The 15,030-nt window shown below is 35.3% G+C and carries 7 protein-coding genes, 2 tRNA genes and 3 rRNA genes; all 12 read left to right on the top strand.

The window, feature by feature from the left end:
- Positions 1-479: 479 nt before the first annotated feature.
- The 12 genes from AJN56_RS08545 (at position 480) to AJN56_RS08490 (ending at position 15,030) form a co-directional block, all read left to right on the top strand.
- Positions 480-1,992 (top strand): 16S ribosomal RNA (locus AJN56_RS08545).
- Positions 1,993-2,094: 102 nt separating this feature from the next.
- Positions 2,095-2,170: transfer RNA gene (locus AJN56_RS08540), tRNA-Ala, on the top strand.
- Positions 2,171-2,178: 8 nt separating this feature from the next.
- A tRNA-Ile gene (locus AJN56_RS08535) sits at positions 2,179-2,255 on the top strand.
- A 473-nt stretch (positions 2,256-2,728) separates the two neighbouring features.
- Positions 2,729-5,772, top strand: a 23S ribosomal RNA gene (locus AJN56_RS08530).
- 274 nt (positions 5,773-6,046) lie between these two features.
- Positions 6,047-6,163, top strand: a 5S ribosomal RNA gene (gene rrf / locus AJN56_RS08525).
- Together the 16S, 23S and 5S rRNA genes with 2 tRNA genes alongside form the textbook arrangement of a ribosomal RNA operon.
- Positions 6,164-6,412: 249 nt before the next feature.
- On the top strand, positions 6,413-7,594 hold the full coding sequence (locus AJN56_RS08520) for a hypothetical protein (RefSeq protein WP_002869370.1): 1,182 nt from the start codon (positions 6,413-6,415) through the stop codon (positions 7,592-7,594).
- Between the two features lie 216 nt (positions 7,595-7,810).
- A complete protein-coding gene (locus AJN56_RS08515; RefSeq protein ID WP_002856966.1) occupies positions 7,811-8,602 on the top strand; it encodes an HrcA family transcriptional regulator in 792 nt (263 codons plus the stop codon).
- The gene (gene grpE, locus AJN56_RS08510; protein ID WP_009882420.1) at positions 8,599-9,129 is read left to right on the top strand and encodes a nucleotide exchange factor GrpE; all 531 of its coding nucleotides are present in this window, start codon (positions 8,599-8,601) and stop codon (positions 9,127-9,129) included. The genes AJN56_RS08515 and grpE overlap by 4 nt, the downstream gene beginning before the upstream one ends.
- 22 nt (positions 9,130-9,151) lie before the next feature.
- Complete coding sequence (dnaK, locus tag AJN56_RS08505; RefSeq protein WP_002869372.1) at positions 9,152-11,023, top strand: molecular chaperone DnaK; 1,872 nt, start codon at positions 9,152-9,154, stop codon at positions 11,021-11,023.
- Positions 11,024-11,161: 138 nt separating this feature from the next.
- Entirely contained in the window at positions 11,162-13,072 is a 1,911-nt protein-coding gene (locus AJN56_RS08500) for an N-6 DNA methylase (RefSeq protein WP_070246354.1), read from the top strand.
- Positions 13,069-14,337 (top strand): restriction endonuclease subunit S, encoded by a 1,269-nt coding sequence (locus AJN56_RS08495; protein ID WP_002856872.1) that lies wholly within the window; start codon positions 13,069-13,071, stop codon positions 14,335-14,337. The genes AJN56_RS08500 and AJN56_RS08495 overlap by 4 nt, the downstream gene beginning before the upstream one ends.
- A gap of 27 nt (positions 14,338-14,364) precedes the next feature.
- Complete coding sequence (locus AJN56_RS08490) at positions 14,365-15,030, top strand: DUF4145 domain-containing protein (protein ID WP_002869344.1); 666 nt, start codon at positions 14,365-14,367, stop codon at positions 15,028-15,030.

Below are 15,030 nucleotides of genomic sequence, written 5' to 3'. Positions count from 1 at the left end.
CCCCCATTTTTCAACCCACCAAATACTTATATAAATACTTACACAAATATTTATACTATTTAATCCTTTATTTAATCCCCTTTTAAGTTTAATTGGTTATACTTTCATTTCCTTTTTTGAAAAAAAGGACTTAAAATCTTTTAAATTATAAAGTTTCACTAGCTTAGTAGATTTTATAAATTAACTCTTTTGGTTTTTATTTTATAAACTAAAAGCTTTTTTATAAATCTTGTTTTTTAATTTAAAAACTTTTCTTTTAAAAATGATTTTTTGTTTTGTTCTTTTAAATTAGTATTGTTATTCAAATCTTATTAGTCAATCTTTGAAATCTAAATAAGTGATCGATTGAGCCAGATAAAGATTTAGGCATAAGCAATTATGTAAAATCTATTCAATCTAATAATTAAAAAGATTAAAAGCTTTTCTTTTAATCTTTCATAACTTTTTCTTTGAAGAAAAAGATTAAACTATCTATAATTTTTATGGAGAGTTTGATCCTGGCTCAGAGTGAACGCTGGCGGCGTGCCTAATACATGCAAGTCGAACGATGAAGCTTTTAGCTTGCTAGAAGTGGATTAGTGGCGCACGGGTGAGTAAGGTATAGTTAATCTGCCCTACACAAGAGGACAACAGTTGGAAACGACTGCTAATACTCTATACTCCTGCTTAACACAAGTTGAGTAGGGAAAGTTTTTCGGTGTAGGATGAGACTATATAGTATCAGCTAGTTGGTAAGGTAATGGCTTACCAAGGCTATGACGCTTAACTGGTCTGAGAGGATGATCAGTCACACTGGAACTGAGACACGGTCCAGACTCCTACGGGAGGCAGCAGTAGGGAATATTGCGCAATGGGGGAAACCCTGACGCAGCAACGCCGCGTGGAGGATGACACTTTTCGGAGCGTAAACTCCTTTTCTTAGGGAAGAATTCTGACGGTACCTAAGGAATAAGCACCGGCTAACTCCGTGCCAGCAGCCGCGGTAATACGGAGGGTGCAAGCGTTACTCGGAATCACTGGGCGTAAAGGGCGCGTAGGCGGATTATCAAGTCTCTTGTGAAATCTAATGGCTTAACCATTAAACTGCTTGGGAAACTGATAGTCTAGAGTGAGGGAGAGGTAGATGGAATTGGTGGTGTAGGGGTAAAATCCGTAGATATCACCAAGAATACCCATTGCGAAGGCGATCTGCTGGAACTCAACTGACGCTAAGGCGCGAAAGCGTGGGGAGCAAACAGGATTAGATACCCTGGTAGTCCACGCCCTAAACGATGTACACTAGTTGTTGGGATGCTAGTCATCTCAGTAATGCAGCTAACGCATTAAGTGTACCGCCTGGGGAGTACGGTCGCAAGATTAAAACTCAAAGGAATAGACGGGGACCCGCACAAGCGGTGGAGCATGTGGTTTAATTCGAAGATACGCGAAGAACCTTACCTGGGCTTGATATCCTAAGAACCTTATAGAGATATGAGGGTGCTAGCTTGCTAGAACTTAGAGACAGGTGCTGCACGGCTGTCGTCAGCTCGTGTCGTGAGATGTTGGGTTAAGTCCCGCAACGAGCGCAACCCACGTATTTAGTTGCTAACGGTTCGGCCGAGCACTCTAAATAGACTGCCTTCGTAAGGAGGAGGAAGGTGTGGACGACGTCAAGTCATCATGGCCCTTATGCCCAGGGCGACACACGTGCTACAATGGCATATACAATGAGACGCAATACCGCGAGGTGGAGCAAATCTATAAAATATGTCCCAGTTCGGATTGTTCTCTGCAACTCGAGAGCATGAAGCCGGAATCGCTAGTAATCGTAGATCAGCCATGCTACGGTGAATACGTTCCCGGGTCTTGTACTCACCGCCCGTCACACCATGGGAGTTGATTTCACTCGAAGCCGGAATACTAAACTAGTTACCGTCCACAGTGGAATCAGCGACTGGGGTGAAGTCGTAACAAGGTAACCGTAGGAGAACCTGCGGTTGGATCACCTCCTTTCTAGAGTACAAAGTAATAAGTCTCACAACTATTACTTCAATATATAAACTCAATTGATTCTTGTTTAGATTTCAAAGATTGATGATAAAGCTAATTGTTTATGGGGAATTAGCTCAGCTGGGAGAGCGCCTGCTTTGCACGCAGGAGGTCAGCGGTTCGATCCCGCTATTCTCCACCATTTATTAAGGGCCTATAGCTCAGCTGGTTAGAGTGCACCCCTGATAAGGGTGAGGTCACAAGTTCAAGTCTTGTTAGGCCCACCATAAAAAAGATTTGAATAAAGAAGCTTTAAAATCTAAAGCAAGTATATAAAGTAGATTAAATATATAAACTCTAAATACTTAGATTTATTTTTATCTTTAGCTATAAAAGAATATACTTTAGATAGATATAAATAACATATACATTATGTATTTATATTTATAATGATTATATTAATATATATACTTCCTTTAGGTTTTAAACCTAATGTTCTTTTTAATTATCATTGTTAAGAGTCACAAGCAAGTTTTAATAAAAACAATTTTACAGGACTTGTTAAAGGATAAAACCTATTTATCTTTTCTTTAGTTATTACTACTAAAGACAAGTTTCAAACTCACAGCTTAGTTGAGACTAAATCATTTAGTTTTATATTAAGTGTTTGAATGCTTTCCGTCTTAAGATAAAGAAGTCTTATCATAAAAACTTTAACAAGGAAGTGATGCGTTTTAGAATCAATAATAAAAGGTAAAAAAGGTAAGCTACTAAGAGCGAATGGTGGATGCCTTGACTGGTAAAGGCGATGAAGGACGTACTAGACTGCGATAAGCTACGGGGAGCTGTCAAGAAGCTTTGATCCGTAGATTTCCGAATGGGGCAACCCAATGTATAGAGATATACATTACCTATATAGGAGCGAACGAGGGGAATTGAAACATCTTAGTACCCTCAGGAAAAGAAATCAATAGAGATTGCGTCAGTAGCGGCGAGCGAAAGCGCAAGAGGGCAAACCCAGTGCTTGCACTGGGGGTTGTAGGACTGCAATGTGCAAGAGCTGAGTTTAGCAGAACATTCTGGAAAGTATAGCCATAGAGGGTGATAGTCCCGTATGCGAAAAACAAAGCTTAGCTAGCAGTATCCTGAGTAGGGCGGGACACGAGGAATCCTGTCTGAATCCGGGTCGACCACGATCCAACCCTAAATACTAATACCAGATCGATAGTGCACAAGTACCGTGAGGGAAAGGTGAAAAGAACTGAGGTGATCAGAGTGAAATAGAACCTGAAACCATTTGCTTACAATCATTCAGAGCACTATGTAGCAATACAGTGTGATGGACTGCCTTTTGCATAATGAGCCTGCGAGTTGTGGTGTCTGGCAAGGTTAAGCAAACGCGAAGCCGTAGCGAAAGCGAGTCTGAATAGGGCGCTTAGTCAGATGCTGCAGACCCGAAACGAAGTGATCTATCCATGAGCAAGTTGAAGCTAGTGTAAGAACTAGTGGAGGACTGAACCCATAGGCGTTGAAAAGCCCCGGGATGACTTGTGGATAGGGGTGAAAGGCCAATCAAACTTCGTGATAGCTGGTTCTCTCCGAAATATATTTAGGTATAGCGTTGTGTCGTAATATAAGGGGGTAGAGCACTGAATGGGCTAGGGCATACACCAATGTACCAAACCCTATCAAACTCCGAATACCTTATATGTAATCACAGCAGTCAGGCGGCGAGTGATAAAATCCGTCGTCAAGAGGGAAACAACCCAGACTACCAGCTAAGGTCCCTAAATCTTACTTAAGTGGAAAACGATGTGAAGTTACTTAAACAACCAGGAGGTTGGCTTAGAAGCAGCCATCCTTTAAAGAAAGCGTAATAGCTCACTGGTCTAGTGATTTTGCGCGGAAAATATAACGGGGCTAAAGTAAGTACCGAAGCTGTAGACTTGCGCACAACTTAGATTATTTAAGTTTAGAATATGAGAAACTAAGTTATATTTTTACTGATTTTTATAGAGTAAAGATAGAAATAAAACTTAGTAAAATCAGTAAAAATATTCTTAGGCTAAAGTTAAGTAGTTTAAGTTGTGTGCAAGTGGTAGGAGAGCGTTCTATTTGCGTCGAAGGTATACCGGTAAGGAGTGCTGGAGCGAATAGAAGTGAGCATGCAGGCATGAGTAGCGATAATTAATGTGAGAATCATTAACGCCGTAAACCCAAGGTTTCCTACGCGATGCTCGTCATCGTAGGGTTAGTCGGGTCCTAAGTCGAGTCCGAAAGGGGTAGACGATGGCAAATTGGTTAATATTCCAATACCAACATTAGTGTGCGATGGAAGGACGCTTAGGGCTAAGGGGGCTAGCGGATGGAAGTGCTAGTCTAAGGTCGTAGGAGGTTATACAGGCAAATCCGTATAACAATACTCCGAGAACTGAAAGGCTTTTTGAAGTCTTCGGATGGATAGAAGAACCCCTGATGCCGTCGAGCCAAGAAAAGTTTCTAAGTTTAGCTAATGTTGCCCGTACCGTAAACCGACACAGGTGGGTGGGATGAGTATTCTAAGGCGCGTGGAAGAACTCTCTTTAAGGAACTCTGCAAAATAGCACCGTATCTTCGGTATAAGGTGTGGTTAGCTTCGTACTAGGATTTACTCCGAAAGCGAAGAAACTTACAACAAAGAGTCCCTCCCGACTGTTTACCAAAAACACAGCACTCTGCTAACTCGTAAGAGGATGTATAGGGTGTGACGCCTGCCCGGTGCTCGAAGGTTAATTGATGGGGTTAGCATTAGCGAAGCTCTTGATCGAAGCCCGAGTAAACGGCGGCCGTAACTATAACGGTCCTAAGGTAGCGAAATTCCTTGTCGGTTAAATACCGACCTGCATGAATGGCGTAACGAGATGGGAGCTGTCTCAAAGAGGGATCCAGTGAAATTGTAGTGGAGGTGAAAATTCCTCCTACCCGCGGCAAGACGGAAAGACCCCGTGGACCTTTACTACAGCTTGACACTGCTATTTGGATAAGAATGTGCAGGATAGGTGGGAGGCTTTGAGTATATGACGCCAGTTGTATAGGAGCCATTGTTGAGATACCACTCTTTCTTATTTGGGTAGCTAACCAGCTTGAGTTATCCTCAAGTGGGACAATGTCTGGTGGGTAGTTTGACTGGGGCGGTCGCCTCCCAAATAATAACGGAGGCTTACAAAGGTTGGCTCAGAACGGTTGGAAATCGTTCATAGAGTATAAAGGTATAAGCCAGCTTAACTGCAAGACATACAAGTCAAGCAGAGACGAAAGTCGGTCTTAGTGATCCGGTGGTTCTGTGTGGAAGGGCCATCGCTCAAAGGATAAAAGGTACCCCGGGGATAACAGGCTGATCTCCCCCAAGAGCTCACATCGACGGGGAGGTTTGGCACCTCGATGTCGGCTCATCGCATCCTGGGGCTGGAGCAGGTCCCAAGGGTATGGCTGTTCGCCATTTAAAGCGGTACGCGAGCTGGGTTCAGAACGTCGTGAGACAGTTCGGTCCCTATCTGCCGTGGGCGTAAGAAGATTGAAGAGATTTGACCCTAGTACGAGAGGACCGGGTTGAACAAACCACTGGTGTAGCTGTTGTTCTGCCAAGAGCATCGCAGCGTAGCTAAGTTTGGAAAGGATAAACGCTGAAAGCATCTAAGCGTGAAGCCAACTCTAAGATGAATCTTCTCTAAGCTCTCTAGAAGACTACTAGTTTGATAGGCTGGGTGTGTAATGGATGAAAGTCCTTTAGCTGACCAGTACTAATAGAGCGTTTGGCTTATCTTTAATAAAGCATCACTTCCTTGTTAAGGTTTTTAAGAAAGCTTTGAATATAGATAATATTTAGAGTTTAATAGAAATCTTTCAAGTAGAGTTTGTATTAGAACTTGCTCTTAACATTGTTTTTTAAGTATTCTATATAAAAACTTATCAAAGATAAAAGATAAGAAAAAAATAAAGAAAAACAAAAGAAGAAAGAGAATAAAGAAAAAAGTAAAGAAATAAAAAGATTAAGCTTTATTCTTAAATTCAATCTTTCAAAGAATATTTAAATAACAATGTCCGTGATTATACAGATGTGGAAACGCCTTGCTCCATCCCGAACCAAGAAGCTAAGCACATCGTGGGTGATGATACTACGCCTTACTGGCAGGGGGAAAGTAGCTCATTGCGGACTTGTTAAATGTCTTCATTACTTACTTTATATATATAAATCCTATGTTTATTTTTATTGTTGTTTTAGATGGTGCTTAGAATCGTGTTTAAAAAAAGAGTTTGTTACTGGTTAGGGTTTTTAGAGAGAATAGGGTGTTTTTAGGGGTTTGGAAGGTAATAGAGGATAAAATTTAAAATTTTTTAAGTTAAAATTACATAAAATATATTAGCAATATTTTTGAAAAGATGTCGAAAATTTGAAGGCATCAAAATGGATTTTATAAAATTTCTTAATCATTTTCAACCCATATCTAAATCTTCTCAGCAAGCTAGTGTATATAAATCTTTTAAGTTGAATTTAAAACCAAAGATTCTTAATGAAAAAGACGAAAATTCCTCTTCATTTCAAGATCAAAAAACAGATGTAGCTCAAACTATGCTTCAAAGATTAGAAGATGAAAAAGTTTTCAATCAAAAGGTAAGTGATAAAGTGAAAAAAGCTGAAAGGGGTATGACTACTATATATTTTAGAGATCCTATTACAAATAAACTCGTTCGTAGTGCTTTAAGTTCAACAGCTATCAATAAAATGGGGATTGAATTTGATAAAGAAGATATGACTAAAAGACTTGATGGATCATATATATTAAGTGGAAAAGCTGAAAATTTCGTGGCTGGATGGTATGCTGATATAGCATATACTAGAGCTTATATGGCTAGTGATAGAAATAATGATGGATATTTAGAAGATTACGAGCTTGAAGATACGAAAAGTGGTTTTGTAGCACAGGAAACAAATTTAGGACTTTTTGTGCAATCTTATACACAATTAAATGGTAGTGTAGATACTCTATTTGGTTTTGAAAAAGATTTTAGAGAAATGCGTCCAGATGATACCAAAGATACAGATTATGCTGGTAGAACTATAGGTTTAGAGCTTGATAAAATGATAAGAAAAGATGGAGATTTTGATGGAGAGCTTAGTTTTAGCGAAACTGGCATGCAAGCAGTAAAAACCAAAGCTCCAAATTCTGGATGGACTGAAAGTGTAGGTATATTAACTTTAACTAAATTTGATCAAACTAATACAATGGAAATTAAAGATATCTTGGATAAATTAGGTAAAGGTGTAAAATATGATGATTTAAGTGAAGATGAAAAATCTCTACTTAAAATGCAATTATCTGATAAAATTTTTGATGAAGTTGAAGATAAAGAAACTGGTAATAAAAAACTTGTTTTTAATCTGGATAAATTTAAAATTTTCTATGAAGGTTTTGTGGATTTATTCAAACAAAGAAGTGCAAAAATGCTAGGTTTAAAACCTGAAGATGCAACTAAACTTAATTATGACAATCTTGGTGAAATTGTCAACGAAATGAAGCAAACTTATTTTGATACAAATTCTACAAGTTATGGAAAAATAGCTGATTTAATTAAAATTTGGGCTTAGTTTTTATAATTATCTTGTAAAGTGTATTGTTATTTTTATTTTGATATTTTGATATATTGTATTCTTATAAAAAAGTAACTAATAAAAGTTTAGTCATATAGACTAAATAAAATTAAGTATATTTTTTTATATTTATACTTGACAAAATAACACTCAATGTTGTATAATACTTCTAGCAATCAAAAAATAGAGTGCTAAAAATTTAAGGAAAGAGCTATGAAAAGCCGAGATAAAAAGGATTTGATTTTAGATTCTATCATCCAAACTTATCTTTTAGATAATGTTCCTATTGGTTCAAATGAATTGAATTTAAATCTTTGCATCCCTGCTTCAACTATACGTGTCTATCTTAAAAGGCTTAGCGACGAGGGTTTGATCACTCAGCTTCATATAAGTAGTGGTAGAATTCCTACTATTTTGACAATGCAAAATTACTGGCAAAGTTTTTGGAAAAAAGAACAAGATCAAGATATCAATATCAAAAGTGAGAATTTTTTAAAAGAGTTGAGTAAAGAATTTGAAATTTACTGTCTTGTTTATGGTGGTAGAAGCTTAGTGCTTAAAGAAGTGCTTGATCTAAATGCTAAGTTTATAGTGCTTGATTTTAAAGAAGAAGAGCTCGTTTTAAAATATGAAAAAGAAGCATGGAATTTTTTACAAAGTCTTATAGGATTGGATCTTTTTAGTATAGAAAAAATAGCTTTGAGGGTTCATTTTATGGATCTTGTAGAAAAAATAGCTAGCTTAAGGCAAAATTTGATTTGCTATAGAAGCAATGAAGAAAGAGCTTATCAAATTTATCAAAATGATGAATTTGTTAAGCTCTTAGATTGCGGAGTTCATCGTTATTTTAAAGAAAGTCTTGAATTTGAACCTTTATTTAAAGAAGGTTTTATGGGGCTTAAGGTGGATGCGCAGTTTTTGGGCGAAGATGTAAATATTATCTTAGCAGGTAGTGTTTATACGGATTATAAAAAAATATTACAATACATAAAGGAGGCGGCGTGAGCGAGCAAAAGCAAGAATTTGAAAACGAAAACGCAGAAAATTCTGAACATTTGCAAGATGAGAATTTGCAAAATATCGAAGATGTTGAGCAAAACAAATTGCAAAAAAACTATGATGAATTAAAAGACAAATATATGCGTGCAAACGCTGAATTTGAAAATATTAAAAAAAGAATGGAAAAAGAAAAGCTAAGTGCTATGGCTTATGCAAATGAAAGCTTTGCAAAGGATTTGCTTGATGTTTTAGATGCTTTAGAAGCAGCTATTAATGTCGAATGTCATGATGAAATTAGCTTAAAAATCAAAGAAGGAGTGCAAAACACTTTAGATTTGTTTCTTAAAAAACTTGAAAAGCATGGAGTGGCTCTTATTAAAGAAGAAAAAGAGTTCGATCCAAATTTACATGAGGCAATGTTTCATGTAGATAGTGAAAATCATCAAAGTGGTGAAGTGGTTACCGTGCTTCAAAAAGGCTATAAAATAGCCGATCGCGTAATCCGCCCAACCAAAGTTAGTGTAGCAAAATAAATTTTAATAAAAAGGATAAAAAATGAGTAAAGTTATAGGTATAGATTTAGGAACAACCAATTCTTGTGTTGCTGTGTATGAACGCGGTGAGAGTAAAGTAATTCCAAATAAAGAAGGTAAAAATACAACCCCTTCTGTGGTGGCTTTTACAGATAAAGGCGAGGTTTTAGTAGGAGATAGTGCAAAACGCCAAGCGGTAACTAACCCTGAAAAAACTATTTATTCTATTAAAAGAATTATGGGTTTGATGATCAATGAAGACGCGGCTAAAGAAGCTAAAAACAGACTTCCTTATCATATCACTGAAAGAAATGGTGCTTGTGCTATTGAGATTGCAGGAAAAATTTATACTCCGCAAGAAATTTCAGCAAAAGTTTTAATGAAACTAAAAGAAGATGCTGAAGCTTTCTTGGGCGAGAGTGTTGTAGATGCGGTTATTACTGTGCCTGCATATTTTAACGATGCGCAAAGAAAAGCGACAAAAGAAGCAGGAACGATAGCAGGACTTAATGTATTAAGAATTATCAATGAGCCTACTTCAGCAGCTCTAGCTTATGGACTTGATAAAAAAGATAGTGAAAAAATCGTGGTTTATGATCTAGGTGGGGGAACTTTTGACGTTACTGTGCTTGAAACTGGCGATAATGTAGTAGAAGTTTTAGCAACAGGTGGTAATGCTTTCTTAGGGGGCGATGATTTTGATAATAAACTTATTGATTTTCTAGCTAATGAATTTAAAGATGAAACAGGCATAGATCTTAAAAATGATGTTATGGCTTTACAACGCTTGAAAGAAGCAGCAGAAAATGCTAAAAAAGAATTAAGCTCAGCTAATGAAACTGAAATTAATTTACCATTTATCACAGCAGATGCAAGTGGGCCAAAACACTTGGTTAAAAAACTTACTAGAGCTAAATTTGAAGGTATGATTGATTCTTTAGTGGCTGAAACCATCACTAAAATCAATGAAGTAGTAAGTGACGCAGGTCTTAAAAAAGATGAGATTAAAGAAATTGTTATGGTAGGGGGCTCTACTCGTGTTCCTTTAGTGCAAGAAGAAGTGAAAAAAGCCTTTAATAAAGATCTTAACAAGTCTGTAAATCCTGATGAAGTTGTGGCTATTGGTGCGGCGATTCAAGGTGCGGTTATAAAAGGCGATGTTAAAGATGTGCTTTTACTTGATGTTACTCCGCTCTCTTTGGGTATAGAAACTCTAGGTGGGGTAATGACTAAGATTATCGAAAAAGGTACAACTATTCCAACTAAAAAAGAGCAAGTTTTCTCAACCGCTGAGGATAATCAAAGTGCTGTAACTATCAATGTTTTACAAGGGGAAAGAGAATTTAGTCGCGATAATAAATCTTTAGGAAATTTCAATCTTGAAGGAATTCCACCAGCACCACGCGGTATGCCACAAATCGAAGTTACTTTTGATATTGATGCAAATGGTATTTTAACTGTTAGTGCAAAAGATAAAGCAACAGGTAGGGCTCAAGAGATCAAAATCACAGGTTCAAGCGGACTTAGCGAAGAAGAAATTAATAACATGGTAAAAGATGCCGAACTTCACAAAGAAGAAGATAAAAAACGTAAAGAAGCTGTAGATGCTAGAAATGCAGCTGATAGCTTGGCCCATCAAGTAGAAAAATCTTTAAGTGAGTTGGGTGAAAAAGTTGCTGCTGCTGATAAAGAAAATATCCAAAAAGCTCTTGATGATTTGCGCGAGACTTTGAAAAATCAAAATGCAAGCAAAGAAGAGATTGAAAGCAAAATGAAAGCTTTAAGTGAAGTTTCTCATAAGTTAGCTGAAAATATGTATAAAAAAGATGAGCCAAACACAGCCAATGATAAAAAGAAAAAAGATGACGATGTAATCGACGCTGAAGTTGAGTAATCTTTCAAAATCAAAATCTTCATTCAAGCCTTGTTAAAAGGCTTGAACTCAATTCTATTTTATCTTATTTAATTTTTAAAAATTTTTTAGTAGTGATTTTATATAATATATTATTAATAAAAATATAAGGAACACATCATGGAACAAAGCCAATTCCAGCCCATTGTCAACTTTATATGGAGTGTGGCAGATGATTTGCTTCGTGATGTTTATGTAAAGGGCAAATACCGCGATGTTATCTTACCCATGACAATCATAAGAAGAATTGATGCGGTTTTAGAGCCTACAAAAGATAAAGTTCTTAAAACCTACAATACCTATAAAGATGAATTTGAAAATTTAGAATCTTTGCTAGGTGGAAAACAAGGGAATAAACTAGGCTTTTTTAATTATTCTCGATTTAATCTACAAACCCTTCTAAACGATCCAAAAAACATAAGAATAAATTTTGAAAATTATCTTGATTGTTTTAGTGAAAATATCAAAGATATCATTTTAAAATTTAAATTCAAAAACCAACTCGATACCTTAGAAGAATCCAATATACTTTTTGGTGTTATAGAAAGATTTTGCTCGCCTAAGGTAAATTTCGGTATAGAAGATATTTTAGATGAAAAAGGTAATGTTATCCATAAAGGCTTGAGTAATCTTGGCATGGGGTATGTTTTTGAAGAGCTTATCCGTAAATTTAACGAAGAAAATAATGAAGAAGCCGGAGAGCACTTTACCCCAAGAGAGATTATAGAGCTTATGACTCATCTTGTATTTTTGCCTGTAAAAGAGCAGATCAAACAAGGAACATGGCTTATTTATGATAATGCTTGTGGAAGTGGTGGTATGCTAACAGAATCAAAAGAATTCATCACAGATCCTGAAGGACTTATACAGTCAAAGGCAAATATTTATCTTTACGGACAAGAAATCAACCCTGAAACTTATGCTATATGCAAAGCAGATATGTTAATAAAGGGCGAAGATCCAGATCATATAAAATTTGGTTCTACCTTAAGCAATGATCAACAAAACTTACAATTTGATTTCATGCTTAGCAATCCGCCTTATGGTAAGTCTTGGGAAAATGATCAAAAAATTTTAGGCGTAGAAAAGAAAGGCTCAAATTCAACTTGCAATGACCCAAGATTTAGCGTAGGTATCACAAGCAAAAGCGATGGGCAAATGATGTTTTTACTCAATATGCTTAGCAAGATGAAGTTTGACACCCCTTTGGGTTCTCGTATCGCAAGCGTGCATAATGGAAGCTCACTTTTTAACTCAGATAGCGGTATGGTAGCTATAAGAAAGCATATCATAGAAAACGACTATCTTGAAGCTATAGTCGCCCTACCTACTAATATGTTTTATAACACCGGTATTCCTACTTTTATATGGATCATCACCAACAAAAAGCCAGAACACAAAAAAGGCAAAGTCCAGCTTATAAACGCTACAAATGAAGAGTATTTTTCAAAAATGAAAAAGTCTTTAGGCTCTAAACAAAATGAAATGACTAAAGAACATATAGAAAAAATCACTAAATTATTTTTAGAAAATGCAAGCAACAAAGATTGCAAGATTTTGGATAATGAAGACTTTGGCTATACTAAAATCATCATAGAAAAACCAAAAAGCATAGAAGCTTTAAAAGATGATGAAAAATTTGCAAAACTCAAAGACAAAGATAAAATTTTAGAAAAATTAGAACAATTAGAACAAAATCTACAAGACTTTAAAAACAGAGAAGAATTTATCAAATTTTTAGGTGTAAAGCTTAAAAAAAGCGAAGAAAATCTCATCATTGATAGCGATAAAGCTAACAATACTGAAAAAATTCCACTCAAAACAAATATACAAAACTACTATGACACAGAAGTAAAGCCTTATGTAGCAAACTCTTGGATAGCGTGGGAGAGTGCAAGTGTGGGCTATGAAATACTTTTTAACAAATACTTTTATATCTATACTCCACCAAGAAAACTAGAAGAAATAAACAGCGAATTAGAAAAGCTAGAAAAAGAAGTGCAAGATCTTTTAAAAGAGATCATGCAATGAAAAATTTCAAAGATAGTGGCATAGAATGGCTTGGGGAAATTCCGGAGCATTGGAAGTTGATTAAGTGTAAAAATTTTTTTGTTTTAAAGAGTATACCTATAGGTGATTTGTGGAATAAAACAAAATTACTATCATTAACTTTAAATGGAGTTATAGAAAGAGATATTAATAATCCGGAAGGAAAATTTCCAAGTGATTTTTCTACTTATCAGATAGTTAAAGAAGGCGATTTAATTTTTTGTCTTTTTGATGTAGCAGAAACCCCTAGAACTATAGGATTATCAAAATTAAATGGAATGATTACTAGTGCTTATACTATATTTGAGATTAAAAATCAAGAAAAACGATTTTTAGAATATTTCTTTATTGACCTTGATAACAGAAAAAATCTTAAATTTTTATATAGAGGTTTAAGAAATACAATATCAAAAGAAGATTTACTGAATCTTAAAATTCCACTTCCACCACTAAAAGAGCAAGAACAAATCGCAAATTTTTTAGATGAAAAATGCGAGCAAATTAAAAATTTCATAGAGAAAAAAGAAAAACTCATCACACTTTTAAAAGAACAAAAACAAGCCTTTATAAACAAAGCAACCACAAAAGGACTTGATAAAAATGTAAATTTCAAAGATAGTGGCATAGAATATCTCGGAGAAATTCCACAGCATTGGAAATTGGTAAGACTTGGGTTAATATTAAAAACAAGTAGTGGCACTACTCCAGATAGTGGTAATGATAAATATTACAAAGGAGGACAAATTGTTTGGATTAACTCAGGAGATTTAAATGATGGATTTTTGAAAGATAGTAAGAGAAAAATAACTCAAGATGCTCTTGATGATTATTCGGTTTTAAAAATTTTTGATAAAGATTCTTTAATTATAGCAATGTATGGAGCAACTATTGGAAAAACGGCTATATTAAAAGTGAATGCCTGTGTTAATCAAGCTTGTTGTGTATTGGAAAAAAGTGCTTGGTATAATACTTTTTATTTGTTTTATTTATTTAATAGATATAAAAAAGAACTTATTTCAATGGGAAGTGGAGGCGGACAACCAAATATTAGTCAAGATATAATTAAAAATCTTAAAATTCCACTTCCACCACTAAAAGAGCAAGAACAAATCGCAAATTTTTTAGATGAAAAATGTAAAAAAATAGATTTATTGATAGAAAAAACCGAAAAACAAATAAAACTCATAAAAGAATACAAAACCACACTCACAAACCAAGCGGTTTGTGGTAGGATAGGAAAAAGTTAAAATAACTATAAATTTGGAGGTTAAATTATGAATAAATACACTAAGCCATGTTTTAAAGGAGCGGCATTTAATTGTCCTCATTGTGGAGTATATTCGCGTATGGAGTGGGATGGTTTTTATAATGGGTATAATAATAGGATAAAACAAGTAGAAGGATATTCTTTTTCTGAATCTACTTGTTATCATTGTGAAAGGAGTGTTATTTGGTATTTAAAAGATGAAAATCCAAAAATATTTTTTCCAAGGGAAGTTGCCATTCCTCCTGAAGAAAATATGCCTGAAAATGTTAAAGAAATTTATGAAGAAGCATCTTTAGTTTTAGGAGACTCTCCTAGAGCTTCATGTGCTTTATTGCGTCTAGCCTTGCAAGAATTAATGAAGTATCTTAAAGAAAATATTCAAATATATAATGGATTAAAAAATAGAAATATTAATGAAGATATCAAAGAAATTATAAATATTGGAAATTTTTATCAAGAACAAAAAGAGAGTTTAGAAGAAGCTATGAATTCTATCAGGTTGATTGGCAATAAGGCTTCTCACCCTTCTGAATTAGATATTAATGATAATTCAGAAATTGCAAATATTCTTTTTGAAATGATTAATTTTATCGTAGGAGAAATTATTACAAAACCAAAAGAGAGGGAAGAAAGATTAAATAAATTAAAAAGTGCTATAGGTGAAAAACAATAA

The organism is Campylobacter sp. BCW_4319, assembly GCF_001764435.1.
GTDB lineage: Bacteria > Campylobacterota > Campylobacteria > Campylobacterales > Campylobacteraceae > Campylobacter_D > Campylobacter_D jejuni.
This window is presented reverse-complemented; position numbering and strand designations above follow the sequence as displayed.